At 42.5% G+C, this 19729-nt stretch carries 15 protein-coding genes and 1 tRNA gene; 9 read left to right on the top strand and 7 right to left on the bottom strand.

Annotated features, from left to right (window positions below; genetic code table 11):
- Positions 1–500: 500 nt before the first annotated feature.
- The 5 genes from JMX75_RS02075 to JMX75_RS02055 form a co-directional block, all read right to left on the bottom strand.
- Positions 501–2966, bottom strand: a complete 2466-nt coding sequence (locus JMX75_RS02075; protein ID WP_201530721.1) for a DUF927 domain-containing protein — start codon at positions 2964–2966, stop codon at positions 501–503.
- Between the two features lie 3 nt (positions 2967–2969).
- A complete protein-coding gene (locus JMX75_RS02070; RefSeq protein WP_201530720.1) occupies positions 2970–3248 on the bottom strand; it encodes a helix-turn-helix transcriptional regulator in 279 nt (92 codons plus the stop codon).
- A 123-nt stretch (positions 3249–3371) separates the two neighbouring features.
- Positions 3372–4328, bottom strand: a complete 957-nt coding sequence (locus JMX75_RS02065) for a hypothetical protein (RefSeq protein WP_201530719.1) — start codon at positions 4326–4328, stop codon at positions 3372–3374.
- A 175-nt stretch (positions 4329–4503) separates the two neighbouring features.
- On the bottom strand, positions 4504–5967 hold the full coding sequence (locus JMX75_RS02060) for a tyrosine-type recombinase/integrase (RefSeq protein WP_201530718.1): 1464 nt from the start codon (positions 5965–5967) through the stop codon (positions 4504–4506).
- A 173-nt stretch (positions 5968–6140) separates the two neighbouring features.
- Positions 6141–6217, bottom strand: a tRNA-Arg gene (locus JMX75_RS02055).
- A 298-nt stretch (positions 6218–6515) separates the two neighbouring features.
- On the opposite strand from JMX75_RS02055, the gene JMX75_RS02050 reads away from it, so the two are divergent.
- The 4 genes from JMX75_RS02050 (at position 6516) to queF (ending at position 10305) form a co-directional block, all read left to right on the top strand.
- Complete coding sequence (locus JMX75_RS02050; protein WP_011512827.1) at positions 6516–7193, top strand: c-type cytochrome; 678 nt, start codon at positions 6516–6518, stop codon at positions 7191–7193.
- 239 nt (positions 7194–7432) lie between these two features.
- Positions 7433–8380 (top strand): ABC transporter ATP-binding protein, encoded by a 948-nt coding sequence (locus tag JMX75_RS02045; RefSeq protein WP_201530717.1) that lies wholly within the window; start codon positions 7433–7435, stop codon positions 8378–8380.
- A 179-nt stretch (positions 8381–8559) separates the two neighbouring features.
- Complete coding sequence (locus JMX75_RS02040; RefSeq protein WP_020442790.1) at positions 8560–9333, top strand: ABC transporter permease; 774 nt, start codon at positions 8560–8562, stop codon at positions 9331–9333.
- 114 nt (positions 9334–9447) lie between these two features.
- Positions 9448–10305, top strand: coding sequence for an NADPH-dependent 7-cyano-7-deazaguanine reductase QueF (queF, locus tag JMX75_RS02035; protein ID WP_020442791.1), 858 nt, complete (start codon positions 9448–9450; stop codon positions 10303–10305).
- Between the two features lie 103 nt (positions 10306–10408).
- Here the strand turns inward: queF and JMX75_RS02030 are convergent, their stop codons facing one another.
- Entirely contained in the window at positions 10409–12127 is a 1719-nt protein-coding gene (locus tag JMX75_RS02030; RefSeq protein WP_201530716.1) for a proline--tRNA ligase, read from the bottom strand.
- 604 nt (positions 12128–12731) lie between these two features.
- Here JMX75_RS02030 and JMX75_RS02025 point away from each other — a divergent pair.
- Positions 12732–13499 (top strand): DUF4230 domain-containing protein, encoded by a 768-nt coding sequence (locus tag JMX75_RS02025; protein WP_201530715.1) that lies wholly within the window; start codon positions 12732–12734, stop codon positions 13497–13499.
- 171 nt (positions 13500–13670) lie between these two features.
- Here JMX75_RS02025 and JMX75_RS02020 read toward each other — a convergent pair whose 3' ends face one another.
- On the bottom strand, positions 13671–15296 hold the full coding sequence (locus tag JMX75_RS02020) for a cryptochrome/photolyase family protein (protein WP_201530714.1): 1626 nt from the start codon (positions 15294–15296) through the stop codon (positions 13671–13673).
- Positions 15297–15433: 137 nt separating this feature from the next.
- On the opposite strand from JMX75_RS02020, the gene JMX75_RS02015 reads away from it, so the two are divergent.
- The 4 genes from JMX75_RS02015 (at position 15434) to accD (ending at position 19649) form a co-directional block, all read left to right on the top strand.
- Positions 15434–16117 carry a phosphoribosylanthranilate isomerase gene (locus tag JMX75_RS02015; RefSeq protein ID WP_011512834.1) on the top strand — a complete coding sequence of 228 codons (684 nt, stop codon included), beginning with the start codon at positions 15434–15436 and terminating at the stop codon, positions 16115–16117.
- A 180-nt stretch (positions 16118–16297) separates the two neighbouring features.
- Positions 16298–17500: a tryptophan synthase subunit beta gene (gene trpB / locus JMX75_RS02010; RefSeq protein ID WP_181210862.1), complete on the top strand. Its 1203-nt coding sequence runs from the start codon at positions 16298–16300 to the stop codon at positions 17498–17500.
- Between the two features lie 114 nt (positions 17501–17614).
- A complete protein-coding gene (gene trpA, locus JMX75_RS02005) occupies positions 17615–18433 on the top strand; it encodes a tryptophan synthase subunit alpha (RefSeq protein ID WP_201530713.1) in 819 nt (272 codons plus the stop codon).
- A gap of 262 nt (positions 18434–18695) precedes the next feature.
- Positions 18696–19649, top strand: coding sequence for an acetyl-CoA carboxylase, carboxyltransferase subunit beta (gene accD / locus JMX75_RS02000; RefSeq protein ID WP_188018940.1), 954 nt, complete (start codon positions 18696–18698; stop codon positions 19647–19649).
- Positions 19650–19729 lie beyond the last annotated feature (80 nt).

Genomic DNA, 19729 nt, shown 5'->3' with positions numbered 1-19729 from the left:
TGATTCCAAATTCCTTTTCTGATTCCGCTGTATCTAATACGTGTTAAGCGATTGGCGTGATTCCAATATTTTGAAAAAGGCGATTCTTGCTTCCCAATTCGCTTGCTTCCATTTTTGTCGTGTTAAAGCTGCCCAATAATAACGGCGGTATGGGTAATCCAAAGCCAAGTCGCTAGCCCCAAACTTGGGGGTATCTGTTAATGCAGTCAATATGTTCAGATAGGTTGATGGGCTTATGAGCGTAGTATCATCAGGCACAAAAAAGGCAAACGATACACGCCTGCCTCTTAATATTTTTCTGTACCTTAGTTTTTTGCTTGGGACAGTTGGGACAACGGGACAGCCCGCGTGTTTACTAGTTTTGAGCTGTCCCAACCCGTTTTCATTTTTTGAGACTAACGGGACAGAGTTAGCAAATTGTTGTTTTCCGTCCCGTATGTCCCAGTAATGTTTTAGGGTGCGGGACAGTGTTTAGCTCTTGCTGTGAAAGGCCTGTCCCGCTAGTCCCGTAGTCCCATGCTTTTATCGGTTTCATAACTTAATATGTGAGATTTAACTGCATAGAATGGATCGCGTTCTATAAAAAGTGTCTTTGGTGCCTTGTATGCTTTGCGGTCACCTTGATTACGCATCAAAAGCCCTGCATCGTCTAATACCTGTAAAACTTTTTTAGTATTAAAAGGTGGGCAAATTTCCATCTCAAAGGTATTCATTAAGAAATAGTAATCCCCTGTATTAGTATTGCGATAGCCCACACGGTTAGAGGTTCTAGGCTCAAAGTCTGGGCATCGTTGACTATGGCGTGGTTCAAAACGACTTGACCCATGCTGTTCAATAAACGCCTGAATATGTTTAATGATTTGGCGCTGCTCATGCTCACCACCGCGACCGTAATTATTAAGCCAGTTATCAAAACAGATTTGCGCTGCGCTCAGTGCTTGTCCTTTTTGCCAGCCTGTAATACCTGCCTTTGTTGCCATTTCACCTGCGGCGGCCCCAAGAGCAAAACGGATGCCTACGCGGTACGCTTGCGCTTTGATATCAGGATAGCTACTCATAAATTCATCAATCCATACTTGCGCTTCTGTTGTGATCATAGCTTTGTCCTTGGTGATATATTCAAGCCACGCTATGCCAGCAGTGCCGTAGTAGGTAGCTGATAGAGCTTTTATCTTGTCCGCTTGTGCTTCACCTGTGTCCGCCAGTACCAAGCTGTCAAACATGCGATACCCCTTACCAGCATCAGCGTCAATGTGGGCTACACGTATCTCTATGCCTGCATTGGTCTTCTGTCCTGCCAGTGCCATGTGTTGCTCAATAGTGTTCTCACCATTAGATAAGAACATCAACCTCCATGTCGATGATTTGCGATTGTGGCCGCTGACGGTGCTGCGTCCTTTACCTTGACCGTTTGCTAGCATATAGCTTGTCTTACCAATGATTTTTGGATCACACTCGCTGATTTCATCAAGTCCTAAAAAGCTGTCGTTATGTTCGCACGCTGTGCCCTCAAGCGCATTATCAGTTTGCCGCCATGTTTTAACATACTTATCTGGATGTCCCCATACACTGGCCGCTGCTTTTAACGATACTGATTTCCCCATACTCGATGAGCCGACGATATGAAAACCGCCACTATCGATGCCCAGTGGTTCGAGTAGCTGGCCTGCAAAGGCGCAAGAGATCGAGAATACTAAACGGCTTTGATCTGCCAGTGGGCGGCATAACTCATCACGCCATTGATCAAGACTGCCTTTTCGCGCTAAAGCGTTGTTCGCCGCATGGGTAGATTGATAAACAATTAATTCCTTACCATCACCGCCGAATGATCTATCAGGCAATATGTATTGATCATCGTGCCAGCCCAATTTATCCACGCACAAGCCTCGAGTATAAGCAGGGTAGTCTTGAATGTAGGTGTCGAGATAGCTGCGTTGTCTGGCATTAGTAGTAATATTTAAGCCAAAGCTTGCCAATTTGCGCCGATAGTCTCTTACATCGCCTTGAAGCATCTCCGCTGGCATCGCCCATTTGTGTAGCACGCCATCAGCATCATGCCATTGTAATAACCGCCCCCATGTCTCGCTGCTCGCGTCTCTTGTTTTGGCGATAACCTCAATCGGAGAACAAACAAACATTTTTTGTTTATATAAAATATTGCTAGGGTCGCTCTTATCGTACTTCACAAAAAACAGTCCATCATGGTATAGCTCAAAACGTCCATCAGCACAAATCATCGGCTCATTCAGCTGCGGTGCTCTATCCTTACGCCATTCAGGGTAGCGGACAGTGTCGGAAAGCTCGATAATATTTGCCTGCTCTTTGATGTACTCATAGCTTTCATTTGCTTGTAGCATCGTGACTATATCAGCGGTAGTAATAAGTGCCTGCGCCTTTACGCCTGCCAGCAGTGCTTTTTTGCCTTTATCATCAAGCGTCATAGGTACAACAACGCGGCGCGTGCTGCTCCAGTGGTGTACGGTTTGCTTGAATATCTGCTTTTGCTTACTGGTGCTGGCGATCAGTGTCTTATCATGACCTATGGCCGCGATATATGCATCGACCATATCAGCGATATTATCAAAAGCGATGACTTCACTGTTTGGGTCAGTGTTACCCATGAAAATAGCACCATAACCTGTTGGATCAATAACAACCGGTTTGTCTTTACTGTTTGGTTTAAAGAATATCGCACCGACGGTTTGGCCTTGTTTGTCAGTAATTGTGAGGGCAATCGTGCCAGCGGTGGGTTTAGTTTTGCCAACCTCATCACCATGATATATAGTAGTATTGTCTGTAACGGATAGCAGCCGTTCAGGTTCTAGCATGTCATAGAGTTTGATTAAAAAGGGATCGCCTGCCAGCTGTTCTTTTTTGGCCGGTTTATAGCCTTGCAAGATATTATCAGTGCCCGTGTTCACAGCACGGGCTTTTTCTTGGCTGTTGGTTTGTTTTGAGGTAGTCATATCTTATACCTCGCTACTGTTAGTAGTGTTATGACTTTCTAACCATTGATTAATATCAGACAAACGCCATAAGCTGGCACGTCCGATTTTGACGCATTTCGGAAATTTACCTTCATTCATTAGATGGTAGATGTGCTTAATACTAAAGCCAGTGATGCCGCGTGTGGCAGCTTTGGCGGTGACGGTGCGCTTTTGACCTGACTTTGTAATGTAGGTCTTAGCTTTGCGTTCGGGCTGGTTGGCAAGGTCTGCCATTCTTAGATATTGGTCAACTAAGGTCATAATTATTCACTCCATAGCGGTTAAAGGAATGGGCGGTAATGCCCTGCTATGAAGTGATATTAAGTGGTGGTAGTGGGGTTACTGCAAAGGGTTACCCTTTAAACAATGGGTAACGGTCACGGATTACCTCTTGGGGTTACTGTCGTCTAAGTCCTTTATATTTAAACCTTTAATGACTTTTAAATTTTCAACATCGTTTTTTGGTTTGTTACTTTGAGGATTGGTTATTTTACTTAACCTATTGATTAACGCCTCACCATGAATGGCTTTATCCAAACCTAATTTTCCAGCAATAATATTAAACCGTTGAGAGTGGTCTGTCACATATTTGTTGTCTATCTCATTTAAGATATAAATTTTTTCCCATATCATCATGGCTAAATGAAGCTCTGGCGGATACGTGTATGAGTTCATTGTCTGCCAATCATAAGACTGTGATTTTTTATTAGTCACAATTACGTCCTCTAATGAACAATTTACCTCATTATTTTTTTTGATGATATTCAATGCATTATTAAGTTGAGTTGTTAGAGAGGCGACTTGATTTCGCTGTTCTTGAAATAACTTTCTTCCAAGCTCTAATCTAGCTTGTAATTTTTTCTCTAATTGATAAGGTTGATTATCAAAAAATATATCTAAATCAGATTTAATAAACCTTAGATCATTACTATGTACTTTTTTGTTATCTATTAAGAAGTGTTTGAATTTTGTTGGATCATATTGGTACATGGATTGAAACTCAAATATTTTAAAAGCTTCGTAAGAGAAATCCGTACTTATACCGGCATTATTTTCAAAAGATTTAATTAGAGATTTTGACTGAAAGTATCCCTGTATATTTGCCGTTTTCACTTCGTCGTTTTGATTCTTTTCATGCGAAAGTTTTTTGAGGGGTTCGAGTCGTGTCTGTCCGTCATAATAGATGACTACTCTTAATTTATTTTCCTTAACTAGATCACTGATTATCTCACTGATCTGCCAATAGTCATTTTCTACTATTAGATCAAAGTTAAACCCATTTTTGTTGAAATACAGACTAACCTCTTCCAAACTTAAAAATTCTTTCTCAAGAAATAACATTTAGAGCACCCTCACACCCTTGAATAAAAAAGGAGCAAGGCGCTGACAGCATAAGGGTGCGGGTGCTGTCGTTCGGGTAATTAATCCTAGCCTTGCAATCGGTTATGACAGCGATTAACGCTATCAAGTTCGGCTTGCCAGCACAATGCTGACGATAATTATTAATATGGTATTGTCAAAGCTGCTCGGCAAGTTTATCCAATACCTCTTGTGATACACCTTGCGCTTGTAAAATCTTTATCAAGATATCTTTATCATGTAGCGCTATATCAGTCACTTGCTTATTTCTACTACTAATTTCTTTAGATAATTCATCAGGTGTTAGAAGGTCAAAACTAACCGCTTTGCCCGCGCGCAAGTCACCAAGATAGTTTGCCCATTTATTCATCATCATTTGACGCTCGGCTAAATGAGCTGATAAATCGTAGCGCTTTTTCACACTAGATTGCTCAAGGTGCGCTAACTGTATCTCTATCAAGTTGTCATTAAATTGCAGCTCATATAGCCCCGTGCTAGCCAGCTGTCTAAAGCCATGCCCTGTCATTTTAGGGTAGGGGTCGCCCGTATAGCCCATGCGCTTTAATGCCTGATTGAACCAAGCTTCACTATAGGGTTTATTAGACTCGAAGTTATAGAAAACATACCCCGTCCGCTCAGTCAGTGGTCTCAAACTTTCAATAATTGCCATTGCTTGCGATGACAGCGGGATAATATGATCTTGACGCATTTTCATTTTATGAGCTGGCACGCGCCAAACACTTTTATGGTAATCGATTTCTGACCATTCGAAAAACCTCAATTCTTTAGTTCTAACAAAACATAGCGTCATTAACTGTAAGCCAGCAACAGTTTGTTGATGACCATTTGGATGGTTTTCTACATAGCTGTCGATATTGCGTAGAAGCTCAGGAAATTGGTGTTGTTCAACGGCTTTCATGCGTTCGGCTTTGTGTGGCCTTAATGCCTTGTTACGTCCGCTGGCAATATTAACGATGTCATAACCTAGCGTATTGATAGTATAGTCAAATATTGAGCTGATAAGTCCCATGGATTTATGCGCGGTTTCTGACGTATATTTGCCTTGTTGCTCGAAGCTAGTTTGAATAGCAAGTCCTGTCTTAATAATATCTTGCGCTGTGATCGCACTAATAGGATATTCACCTATGTGCTCTAAAATATGATTATCCAAAAACCCTTGTAGCTTTTGCACGTTCTTCGATGTGGTTTTTGATTTCTCTGACATATAGCTTTCAGATATGACTTTGAACAAATCTTTTTGTTCGTAGCTGTTTTTATGCCTGTTCTTATGGTCGTTAGGATCGACACCGTCCGCAAGTAATAATTTTGCTTTGTCGCGTTCGATACGAGCTTGCTTGAGTGTTACTTCAGGTTTGAATGATGCGTCAATCATCTGCTTAGATAGTTTATACGTACCAATATGATGAGTTTTTTGTTTAGGTTTAATATCTTTATCGGACTGATGGCGATAAGCCATGACCCAATAAAGTGAACCTTTAGGGTCATGAATTAAATAGAGACTGTCTCCATCGCTATATCTTGTGCGTTTGGCGGGTGCTGACTGCTTAGCGATTGCTTTCACGGCATTGTCAGTTAGTAAATAGTTTTTACGCTCATTCATTATCACACCCTCTGAAAGCAAACTATAAAGAATGTTGTGTATGTACAACAGTATGTACAACATTCTATAGGTGCTAATAGGTAATGGCAAGTTATGCTGAAAGATGTGATACTTTGGTATATAAGGGCTTTATAGGTATTAGGTAATGCTAGGGAAGGGTGTAATACGATGATTGGTGCGCTCGGCGGGAATCGAACCCACGACCCTCGGCTTCGGAGACCGATACTCTATCCAACTGAGCTACGAGCGCAAAAGTGCCTAAAAATAAAGACCGCTTAGTCTAACAAATAAAAGTCATAAAGCCAATGAATGAAGCCAGCTATTGAGGTTTTTTAAGAAAAAACAGCATAGTCCGCAAACAGGCATGGCAATCTACCCGTCTTTTCCCTTATAATGTCAGGGAGAATCCATATTTATAATCACCGATTACAAGTGCGCTCGCATGCGGGATGGCTGTTTGCTATTGACAACGGTTTGTTGTCAAAGGAGGACAGACAGAATGTCTAAGTCTTGCTGACCCTTGTATACGTAATAAGAGAACGTGACGAATGAGAAAAGTAGTTATGTTATCGGCAGCTGCCATTCTAGGAATCGCTAGTATCGCTGTGAGCCAAGCTGAAAGTGCTATAGATACACCCGTTACTATATCTGCTGTCGCAGAAGGCAAAGAGGTTGTCGAAAATGCCCCTCAAAAGCTAGGTGATGAGCCTCAAGCGGCGGCTGACACCACGGATGGCGCTGCTTCTGCTGATGCAACTGCACAAGCAGACGCGACAGCAACAGATGCACCAGCCGAGGCAACTGCGGCAGCCGCACCAGCTGCTGTTGAAGAGCCAATTCCACAAGATACGCCGCAAGTACAAAAATTGATTGCGTTATATCCGAACCTGATTGCTCGTATTCAGCCTGTTGCCAAAATATGTTTTGAAGAAGATGAAGTTTGTGACGTGACGGCTCGTTCTGCTGGTCCAGCTGCAGGCGATGGTCCTCGTGATGGTAAAGCAGTCTATAACGCGGTATGCCAAACTTGTCATGCGTCAGGACTGCTTGGCTCTCCTAAGTTAGGTGATGCGGGTGCTTGGGGACCTCGTATAGCAAAAGGTAAAGATACCCTATATACCCATGCTATCAATGGTTTCAATGCTATGCCTGCCAAAGGCGGCGCAGATATTCCTGATGAAGAAGTGCAAAATGCCGTTGATTATATGGTTGGTGAAGCCAGCTAGTTTTTATGGCTAAGGTGCTTTAATATCGCACTTTAAAAGGCAATAAATAAAAAGCACTTATCTCATAGTGAGGTAGGTGCTTTTTTATGTATGATTGATAGGACTCATGTCGTCGTTATGATATACCACCGTTGAAATAGCTTCCCTTAAGCCTCACATTAATACACGACAGCAACGATTATAAGAATTGGCATGCTGATACAGCATTTTTTAGATTAATCATTCATAAAGAGGTATTCATGTCTGAAGTACCAGCACTATCGATTCAGAATTTATCCAAAACTTATAGCAACGGATTTTCGGCATTAAAAGATGTCAGTCTTACGGTTCCGCAAGGGGGATTTTTTGCGTTACTGGGACCAAATGGTGCTGGTAAGTCAACGATGATTGGTATCATCAGCTCGCTCTTTAAGCCAACAGCGGGTAGTGTCCATATTTTTGGTACGGACTTGTTATCTGATCCCTCAAAAGCCAAGCAGTTTTTGGGCGTAGTACCGCAAGAGTTTAACTTTAATCAGTTTGAAAAAGTTGAAGACATTCTTATTACTCAAGCAGGCTATTTTGGCATTGCAGCAAAAGAAGCAAAACCGCGTGCAGAGAAGTTGCTCAAAGCTTTGGGACTTTGGGAAAAACGTGACAGCAAATCGCGTGAGCTCTCAGGTGGTATGAAGCGTCGATTGATGATTGCACGGGCGCTCATACATAAGCCACGTCTATTGATATTAGATGAACCGACTGCTGGGGTTGATATTGAGCTACGCCGCTCAATGTGGGAGTTTATGGAGCAGATTAATATTGAAGAAAACACGACCATTATTCTAACTACGCATTATCTTGAAGAAGCTGAGCAGCTGTGTAAGCGTATCGCGATTTTGGATCACGGTGAAATTCGTATCAATACTGAAATGAAAGACTTGCTTGCGCAGTTATCGGTTGAGACTTTTGTCTTTGATGTGGCGACTCCGTTAACACATCAAATAGTATTAACTGGTGTGACGGATGTCGTGCAGCCGGATGATTTGACGATTGAGGTAACATTGACAGAAGGTGAGTCGTTAAATGGTGTCTTTACTCAATTGTCTGAGCAAGGTATTACGGTCGCGAGTATGCGTAATAAAGCCAACCGTTTAGAAGAGCTGTTTATGCGTCTGGTAGATAAAAGCCTACATGAACCTTTAAGCTCGTAGCTCTTTAGCATTAGCTACCTTTGAAAGTTGGGCTTTATAACGAATTTTTATGAATAACAAGACCGTATTAATAAGTCTTCATTCAACATATATATTAAATAGAATAATCAGATAAGCAACTCTGTTTGCACTAGAGACTATTTACTCTAGCAAGCATAGGCGCTTAGGAGAGATACCGCATGAACTTTGCACAACGCTGGATTGCATTTCGCACTATTTTGGTCAAAGAAGTGCGCCGGATTCTACGTATTTGGCCGCAGACGTTATTGCCGCCAGTCATTACCATGAGCCTGTATTTTGTCATCTTTGGTAAGATGATTGGACCACGTGTGGGTGAGATGGGCGGTGTGCCGTATATGCAGTTTATCGTGCCTGGTTTGATTATGATGGCAATCATCACTAACAGCTATTCTAATGTGGTCTCAAGCTTTTTTAGTGCCAAATTCACCGCCAGTATCGAGGAGCTTTTGGTCTCGCCTGTATCAAAACATGCTATTTTGATGGGCTATATCAGCGGTGGTATTTTCCGCGGATTAGCGATTGGTATCATTGTCTCGATCGTGGCGCTGTTCTTTACTGATTTGGGTATTGAACATTTATTTGTGACCATATTTACTGTCCTTGGCACCTCTATTCTGTTTTCATTGGGCGGCTTTATCAATGCTGTATTTGCCCGCTCTTTTGATGATATCTCCATCATTCCAAGTTTTGTATTAACGCCGCTGACCTATCTTGGCGGGGTGTTCTACTCGATGGAAAACTTATCACCATTTTGGCAAAATATCTCATTATTGAACCCAATCGTCTATATGGTCAACTCATTCCGCTACGGGATTTTGGGCTATTCTGACGTCAATGTCTGGTATTCAATGGGCGCTATTTTTGCTTTTTGTGCGATATTTTATACCATTGCCTATCGACTATTAAGTGACGGCTCGCACGTACGTTTGTAGGAAGAATAAGGTTTATATAAATCTTTCATTCCGTTCGAGCACTTGAACTGGTTAATAATTTTACTAAAACTTTAAATGTTATTTAATTTCAATCATTACTATTAGGAAATACCAATGAGTATCCACGGTATCTTGGGTGAACAAACCACTGATTATCCAACTGAGTATAGTCCAGAGACGTTATATCCGATTGCTCGTAGTATGGGGCGAGAGGTCATTGGTTGGCAGGATGATAAGCTAGAGATAGGTATCGATTGGTGGCAGGCATTTGAGCTGTCATGGTTAAATGAGCAAGGTATATCGCAGGTCGCGATAGCACGCTTTGGCATTCCGGCAAGCTCGCCATTTATTGTTGAATCAAAGTCATTGAAGCTTTATTTAAATAGTATCAACTTTACTGAATTTGGTAGTTGGGAAACAGTACAAACGCTGATAGCGAAAGATTTGTCGAAATGCGTACAAGCTGAAGTTAACGTTGAATTGTTTGACTTAGAGGATGAGCATTCAGGGCTATTGATCGCTCAGCCTTATGGCATTTGTATTGATGATGCACTAGCGGACAGTACTGAGAAAGTAGCATTAACGCTGCATCCTGATGCGTCATTATTAGAACATGATTCAAGTGATGCTAAAATATCAGAGGGTAAAACTTTTAGCTTTTATTCTAATCTATTACGTAGTAATTGTCCGGTGACCAATCAGCCAGATTGGGGGACATTGGCAGTTTCAATAACCACTAATAAGCCAGTTAATAACGCAAATATGCTGCGTTATATATTAAGTTTCCGTCAGCATAATGGCTTTCATGAGCAGTGTGTTGAGCAGATATTTGCTGATTTGAGTCAATACTATGAGCCAAGTGAGCTCATGGTTCGTGCTTGGTATACACGTCGAGGTGGTATTGATATCAATCCTTGTCGTGTGAGCGATATTGCATTATTGCCTGTGCCTAGCCGTTTGATTCGTCAATAATAAAAGCATTGTGAATGGTTGTTAAATAAACCTCTAAGAATAAAAAGCGCCTATCTCATATAATGAGATAGGCGCTTTTTATGGTACTAATTTTATCGTTGCACTATTTACCGCTGACTTTAGCTACTACTTCATCACGGCTAAGTAGTTGCTTCTCACTATCACGGCGATTAACGTATTCGTACTTGTCTTCTGCCAAGTTACGGTCAGATACTACGATACGATGCGGAATACCAATCAGCTCAAGGTCAGCAAACTTCACGCCTGGGCGTTCATTACGGTCATCAAGCAATACATTGATACCAAGAGCTTTTAGCTCCTCGTACAATGCCGTTGCTGTTTCCATAACGGTGTCTTCTTTTGATTTCATTGGCACGATAGCGACTTCAAAAGGTGCTAAAGAATCACTAATATCTGGCGTTGATGGCCACATAATGCCGTTTTCATCGTTGTTTTGCTCAATAGCAGCAGCGATAATACGGCTGACGCCAATACCGTAACAACCCATCATCAAAGTGACTGGCTTGCCATCTTCACCTGAAACAGTGCAGTTCATCGCTTGTGAGTACTTATCACCCAACTGGAAGATATGACCGACTTCGATACCACGTTTGATCTGTAGCGTACCTTTACCATCAGGAGAAGGGTCGCCTTCGTGTACATTGCGAATATCAACAATACGGGTGATATGCGCGTCACGCTCCCAATTCATACCCGTCGTGTGCTTGTTAATTTCATTGGCACCAGAGACAAAGTCTGATAGCGCTGCTGCTGCACGATCTACAAAGACGGGCATATTAAGCTCAACGCCGATATAGCCTTTATGCAGACCAGCGGCTTTTAGCTCTTCTTCCGTTGCCATTGTTAAAGGAACATTGGCTTCTTCAATTTTTTCGGCTTTTATGGTGTTTAGTGTATGGTCGCCGCGTAATACCACAGCGATAAGCTGCGGCTCACCTTCTGGCGTATGACCTTGCACAATCAATGTTTTGACGGTTGTGGCAAGTGGAACATTTAAATGCTCAGCAACGGCTTCACAGGTTGGCATATTGACGGTATCAATATTCTCGCGAGCCATCGTTGCAGGCTGGCGTTCTGCCGTACTCACAGATTCTGCAAGCTCGATATTGGCAGCATATTCAGACGAATCAGAAAAAGCAATATCATCTTCACCGCTGTCTGCTAAGACGTGAAACTCGTGAGAGGCAAAACCACCGATTGAGCCAGTGTCTGCTTGTACCGCACGGAAATCAAGACCTAAGCGTGTGAATATGCGCGTATAAGCGTCATACATCTCATCATACGTCTTTGCCAGTGATGCTTGGTCAACGTGAAATGAATAGGCATCTTTCATAGTAAATTCGCGTGCGCGCATCACACCAAAGCGTGGACGAATTTCATCACGGAACTTATTTTGAATTTGAAAGAAAGTAATCGGTAATTGCTTATAACTGCGCAGCTCGCCTTGGGCAAGATTGGTGATGACTTCTTCGTGAGTCGGTCCCAATACAAAATCGCGGTCATGACGGTCTTTAAAGCGTAGTAGCTCAGGACCATAGTCATTAAAACGTCCGGTCAGCTGCCAAAGCTCAGCAGGCTGAGTCATCGGCATAAGCACTTCTTGAGCACCGATATTTTGCATCTCTTCGCGAACGATACGCTCGACTTTTTGCAATACGCGCAAACCCATTGGCAACCAGATATATAATCCAGAAGCGATTTTGCGAATCAGACCGGCTCTAACCATTAATTGGCTTGAAGCGATATCTGCATCACTGGGTGTTTCTTTTAACGTGGCAAATAAAAATTGACTGGCTTTCATAAATAAAGCGGAACCTTATCGACGATAAAATAAATAAGAAATAGTAGGATGTTGAGCGTGTGGTTTGATAGCCGACGCAAGATTACCTGTTATTACTTGGTAATAGTGTAGGACATGCCCTAGCTAGAAAGTACTACAACAGACAGTACGCTAGTAAGCAGTGCGTTCGTAAACAGCATTTAAAAAAGGATATAACATATTATTTTGTATAAAAATACCAGACTTCATCGAGCGCTGTCTTTAGCATAAAGCTCGAAAAATACCTGTATACCGATATTTTAAGCATACAACCTGACTATGTTAGGTAAAGTTCGCCTAAGACGCAATGACTTTTTGTTTTTTCAGAGCGAAGGTTACTTAAAGGGTTGAATCAGACAGCTATAACTCGATTATTTACCAGTTCTAAATGTATTTATAGCAAATGAATAAGTGGTTTTTGAAAAGGGCAGTATTGGTAATTATGTAGAGTATTGGTAGTCATTACTTGAAGTTGCTGCTTAAAAATGGCATTTATCATCTAGTATGTCGTTTTTTGTGTAGTTCTAATAATAGGGCATTATAAAAATAATCGATAAAACTATGATAAAACCACAAAGGTGTTTATATGAACAGTTCTGATAATCGAACTCCTATTAATACGACTTCTTCAAAAGCGAAAAAATCCATCGCTATGATGTCGTGGATCGTATTGCTTGCTGGTCTCGCAGCCGTCATTTTCGCTATCTATACTGTGCAGAATATTACCAAAGAAGAGCCCATAGAAACCATCACTCGTGAGGGTGTGGTGACACAAATTCAGAACTTGAATCGTTTGGAGACGGTGGCATTCAGCGTTGATACGGTGATTACTAGTCAGCGTTCAGGCAGTTGGATGAAGCTATGGCAAGATGAGCAAAAGGCGCTATTTATTACTCGTGGTCGCGTAGAGGCAGGCATTGACTTGAGCGCATTGACACCTGAGATGGTACAAGTGATACAGCCTACGGAGTCGGAAATAAATAATGCTGAAAACGCTGATGTTGATGCCTCCGTTTCTATTATGCCCCAAATTAATATTACGCTGCCGCCATCAGAGATATTTTCAGTCTATCTAGATGATATTGAGATTTATGATTGGCAAACCGGTGCTTTTGGGATGATGCAAGTCGATCCAAAAATCTTACAACAAGCACAAAGTATGGCGAAAGAAGAAGTGCTTGAACGTGCTTGCCGTGGTGATGTCATGACTATGGCGTTAGAGAATGCACAAGTGCAGTTGCAACAGCTGTTTGCGTTAACTGGTGCAGTAGTGACGGTCACGACGCAAGGTGCTGGCTCGTGTCAGATGCCGTCAGTCGCTTCAGTATCGGCAACTGCTACGGTTAACAAATAATTAAACCAATTCTCAGCAGGTAATGGTTGTATAGTCAGGGAAAAGTAATATCGATACATCAAGTACTGCTGATATTCATTTTTCTTGCTTGCTGTGCCTACGCAGACAGAGGCTGCAAAAAATTTATACCAGCAGCACTGTAGCGTTTTTGAGATATTTTAACTATAGATATTACTCTTTTTTAAATTCAGCAATCGCTAATTGTCGTGCCAGTTTATGCTCAACGATTGGCACAGGATAATCAATATCTGCAAAGGTACCATTCTTACTCAGAGCCTTGCGCATTTTATCCTCGCTATGCAAGATGCTGGTAGGAATCGATTTTAACTCAGGTATCCAAGTCTTAATAAATATCCCATCAGGGTCATGGCTTTTAGCTTGGCTAAAGGGATTCATAATACGAAAATAGGGCGCAGAATCTGTACCTGTTGATGCGCTCCACTGCCAGCCACCATTATTAGACGCAAAGTCACCATCTATCAGCTGCTGCATAAAGTAACGCTCACCCCAGCGCCAATCAATCAATAAATCTTTAGTCAAAAACATCGCGGTAACCATGCGCAAGCGATTGTGCATAAAGCCTGTCGCATTAAGGCAGCGCATCGCTGCATCGACTAATGGCACACCCGTTTTGCCCTCACGCCATGCTGCAAAAGCATCTTCATCATATGACCAGTTGATTTTCTTATCAGTCTCATATTTATAAGCCTGATGGCGAATAAGCTTAGGCTTATAGTCTAAAACATGGCGATAGAAATCTCGCCAAGCCAGCTCGCTTATCCAGCGGTTGATATCGTTATTGTCACCGCTGTCAAAGTTGTCACCATCATTTCTATGTAATTCCCCTAGTGCCTGAGTAGCTTGTAAGTAGCACAGTCTAGGACTGATTGTTCCGATAGTAAGGTAAGCGGATAGCTGACTGGTCGCGTGTAAGCTGGGCGCATCGCGGCTCACATCATAGTTATTGATATCATCCGCGATAAAGCGCTCTAATCGATGACAGGCTTCCGCTTCGCCAGCAGGATAAGCAAGGCGCGCTTGGCTAATTTGCTTGTCCGTATCTATATTTTGATAGGATTCATGAGTTTGTAGATATTCTTGATAGTCGTGGACAGTTTTTTTGCACAATGCTTCTATATCTTGAGTAGTGTTTGCACTGTGTTCTGATAATGTTAAATTAACTTGTTTATTACCTATGATGGCAAGTGCTGTATGAATTTGTATGTCACTCACCTCCAAGGTATGCCGCCATTTTTTATAAAATGGGGTAAACACTTGATACATGCTGTCATCATTGGTAGTGATACTTTTCGGTGGTAAGATACATTGGTCATGCCAGCGGATAAACTCAATTTCGTTGTTTGCAAGTTGTTTGGTTAACAGTTCATCCCGCGCAACCTCATTACCTTCGTACTCATGATTTGCCATCACGCAGCTGATATTATTTGACTCACATAATGCGCTCAACGCAGCTATACAATCAGTGAAACTAGGGCAGATTTGCACGGTTAAAATGATGTTCAACTGGTGCAGTTTTTCTGCGAGGATAGGAAGTGTTCGCGCAATATGATCAAGCTGTGTAAGCGACATGTCATGTGCCTGCCACTGCTCAGGGGTAAGAAAAAAAACCGCGCTGAGCTGAGCATTGTCTTCGTTTGCACGCTCACAAATGGCAGCCAAAGCAGTATTGTCATGAACGCGTAGATCACGGCGAAACCACATGAGGTAATGCAACTGATGACTATCCTCGACTTTGTTGTGTGAATTATTTTTTATCGCTACCGCCGTTTTAGACATTCATCTATTCCCATATTAATCAATCGCAATCATAAACAAAACTATGAATAAAAGTATGCTAGGATAAGTTTTTGGATGCAATTGATTTGCTCCTTTATTAACAAATCATCATATTCAGTCTTTCGCAAGGTTACCTCATGCACGTTAAGTTTTGTGGATTTACTCAACTTGATGATATTAAAGCTGCTGTTAAACTCAATGCGGACGCCATTGGCTTTGTATTTTATCCGCCAAGTCCTCGTGCGGTTACAATCGAGCAGGCGCAAATATTGAGTGCTGCAGTACCGGCTTTTATCAGTGTGGTGGCTTTGGTCGTCAATATGCCTGAAGATGAGCTTATTGAACTGGCAAATCATGTCTCTTTTGATATTATCCAATTTCATGGCGATGAAACGCCCGAGCAGTGCCGTCAGCTGGCAAATCTCGTCAATAAACGTTGGATTAAAGCGTTGCGTGTCAATACTGAACAGGATGCGCTTGAGAGTGTGAATATGCAAATTGACAGTTTTGCCGCAGCAGGCGCAAGCAGCATTTTACTAGATGCCTACCATCAGCATAAGTATGGCGGTACAGGCGCACGCTTTGACTGGAGTCTGATACCGAATGACAGCTCACTACCGATTATCTTAGCCGGTGGACTTGATGCCGATAATGTCGCTGCCACTTATGACTTACCAATTTATGCCGTTGATGTCAGCGGTGGGATTGAGTCTGATAAAGGCAAAAAAGACGTTGGCAAAATGCATGCCTTTATGAAATCAGTCAAACGCGACCGATGGCAAAACGAGACGCTTAGCGAATCTTCGAATATAAGTAGTTAGCTTTACTGCTGTCAAATTGCCAAAGCAAACTATGTAAACAGTTTTCCCTATAGTTTTTCTAAAAAACAGATATCCTAAAAAATACCACTTATTACAGTAGGAATTACCATGAGTCATGTCGCTAACAAAGATGTATCTGCCACCGCACACGCTATTAATAGCTTTACTAATCCAGAAAGCGTGCAAGATTTTAACCAGTATCCTGATGCGCGAGGACATTTTGGCGTCCACGGCGGACGCTTTGTCTCTGAAACCTTGATGGCAGCGTTAGAAGAGCTAGAAACGTTATATAACACAGTCAAAAAAGACCCTGCATTTTGGGAAGAATATCACAATGATTTGGTCAACTATGTTGGACGCCCAACGCCTCTCTATCATGCCAAGCGTCTAAGTGATGAGATTGGCGGTGCGCAAATTTACTTTAAGCGTGAAGACTTAAACCATACTGGCGCTCATAAGGTCAATAACACTATTGGTCAAGCGCTCCTTGCCAAAATGAGTGGCAAAAAACGTATTATTGCAGAAACTGGAGCAGGGCAACATGGCGTTGCGACGGCGACGATTGCCGCGCGTTTGGGACTAGAGTGTATCGTTTATATGGGCGCGGACGATGTTGAGCGTCAAAAGATGAACGTCTACCGTATGCGCTTACTTGGTGCGACAGTTGTGCCAGTAACATCTGGCTCACGCACTCTCAAAGATGCGATGAATGAAGCCATGCGTGATTGGGTAACCAATGTGGATAGCACGTATTATATTATTGGTACAGTTGCAGGTCCGCATCCTTATCCGTTACTCGTACGCGACTTCCAAGCAATTATTGGTAAAGAAGCGCGTGTGCAACATCTGCAAATGACGGGTAAATTACCAGATGCGCTAGTCGCTTGTGTTGGCGGCGGCTCAAATGCCATTGGTCTGTTCTTTGACTTCTTAAATGATAATGACGTTAAAATGTATGGCGTGGAAGCAACAGGTGATGGTATTGAGACGGGTCGTCATTCTGCACCATTAGCTGCTGGTCGTATTGGTGTATTACACGGTAACCGTACTTACTTGATGGCCGATGATGAAGGTCAAATCCAAGAAACCCATTCTATCTCAGCTGGTCTTGATTACCCTGGTGTTGGTCCTGAGCATAGCTTCTTAAAAGATATGAAGCGTGTTGAATATGTTGGTTGTACCGATAAGGAGTCGTTAGAAGGTTTCCATGAAGTCACGCGTAAAGAAGGCATCATTCCGGCGCTTGAATCTGCTCATGCGGTTGCTTATGCACTAAAGCTGGCTAAAACGATGACGCCTGATCAAACCATTATCGTCAATATGTCTGGTCGCGGTGATAAAGATTTGCATTCAGTGATGAAGGCAGAAGGGATTGAGCTTTAATAGCTACTTTTTAGTAACAACTGGATTATTCCTTGGAAGAAAAATTACTGATTTGACCCGTTATTATTAAATAAAGGGTCAAATGAGCCAGTTTATAATAATTAAGAGACCACTATGACCCGAATTGAAAGCACCTTTGAAACCCTAAAAGCACAAAATAAAAAAGCACTCATCCCTTATGTGATGGCAGGCGATCCCAATCCAAACAACTTTGTTGGCTTACTACATGACTTAGTGAAGCATGGCGCAGATATGATTGAAGTGGGCTTACCATTTTCTGATCCAATGGCAGATGGTCCTACAGTAGCATTGGCAGGCGAGCGTGCATTAGCAGCGGGTACAAGCACTCGTGATGCGCTAAAGATGGTTGCAGAATTTCGCCAGCAAGATACGCAGACGCCAATTATCCTGATGGGTTACCTCAATCCAGTAGAGATTATCGGTTATGATAACTTTGTTGCGCTATGCGAGCAGTCAGGCGTCGATGGTATTTTGATGGTTGATTTGCCGCCAGCAGAAGCGGGTAGCTTTACCCAGCATTTGACTGAGCACGCGATGAATGAGATTTTCTTATTATCACCAACTACGCTGGCTGAACGTCGTCAGCAAGTATTGACCCATTGCGGTGGTTATATCTACTACGTGTCTTTAAAAGGTGTGACGGGTTCAGCAACGCTAGATACTGACGATGTTGCAAGGCAAGTACAAGCCATTAAAGCAGAGACGGATTTGCCAGTATGTGTGGGCTTTGGTATTCGTGATGCAACTTCTGCCAAAGCAATTGGTGCTCATGCGGATGGTATTATCGTCGGTAGTGCATTGGTGCAGAACTTTGCTGATATCGATGCCAATGATATCGCTGCAGTCGCTAATGCTCAGCAAAAAATTATGGCAAAAATGGATGAGTTACGCGGCGCACTCGATAGTTTATAAGCACCCGCTCAAACAGTTGGGCAAGTTATCGTCACAATATTTATGAGGGTATTTATAACAATGTTTATAAAGACACAGGCAAATGGCTTTGCTAAAGTTAGTTTACGTGTGTAAACTAACATCACATATAAATGGTCACAGTTATGCATTAGCGTGCCTTATAATTGCTAAAGTCATGAGGATATGTGACGATTAAACTGATTCTTATAAATGGACTCTTACGGACAAGTGCACAAGTGAGCTTGCCAATAAGCCTTAGATAATGGCGAATAATATGACTGATACGATGACAAAACCTGATATAAATAACGATAGTACAAGCCTGCAGCAGAATGGCAATAAAGCTGGTCAATCATGGTTTGAGCGCCCGATTCCGGGTATCAAACAGCAACTAACGGCGCAATTGACCGCTGTAGAGACAGAGCCTTCTACAAAATGCAGCAGCTGCCATTCGATCATTACCAATACAGCGCTGATTTTTAACTGTTACGTGTGCCCGCATTGTGACCATCATTTACCGATGAGTGCTCGTGAGCGCTTGAACTGGCTGCTTGATAAGGTAGAAGGCGAGCTTGGGCAAGAGTTTACCGCCAAAGACCCGCTAAAATTTGTAGATAGTAAGCCTTATCCTGCGCGTATGGCAGAAGCACAAGAAAAAACGAAAGAGAGTGAAGCGCTGATTGTGCTATATGGCAAATTGCGCAATCTCGATATTGTAACTTGTGCGTTTGACTTTCGATTTATGGGTGGCTCTATGGGCTCGGTGGTTGGCGACCGTTTTGTTCAAGCTGCCGAAAAAGCCCTCGCAGACAGAGTACCTTTGGTCTGTTTCGCTGCTTCTGGTGGTGCGCGTATGCAAGAAGGCTTGCTATCATTGATGCAAATGGCAAGAACAGCAGCAGCAATCGAGCGTTTGAGAATTGCTGGCGTGCCATATATCGTGGTACTGACCAATCCTGTTTATGGCGGTGTGACCGCATCTCTTGCGATGCTTGGTGACATTCACTTAGCAGAACCAAAAGCCATGATTGGCTTTGCTGGTAAGCGTGTGATTGAACAGACAGTACGTGAGACACTAGAAGAGCCGTTTCAACGTGCAGAGTTTTTGCTAGAGCATGGTGTGGTTGATGAAGTGGTACATCGTCATCAAATGATTGATACCATTTATCGTCTGCTGGCAAAACTGTGTAGCGTACCCAATGTTGATGCTCAGTAGGTAGTAAAAATAAAAACAAGTGGGTTAGATTCAAGCAGCTGTTTTATAATTTCACTGCATAATGATCGAGCGGCGTGCTA

The sequence above is a fragment of the Psychrobacter sp. LFX-11D genome (genome assembly GCF_904846475.1).
In the GTDB taxonomy this organism is placed as follows: Bacteria; Pseudomonadota; Gammaproteobacteria; order Pseudomonadales; family Moraxellaceae; genus Psychrobacter; species Psychrobacter cryohalolentis.
This window is presented reverse-complemented; position numbering and strand designations above follow the sequence as displayed.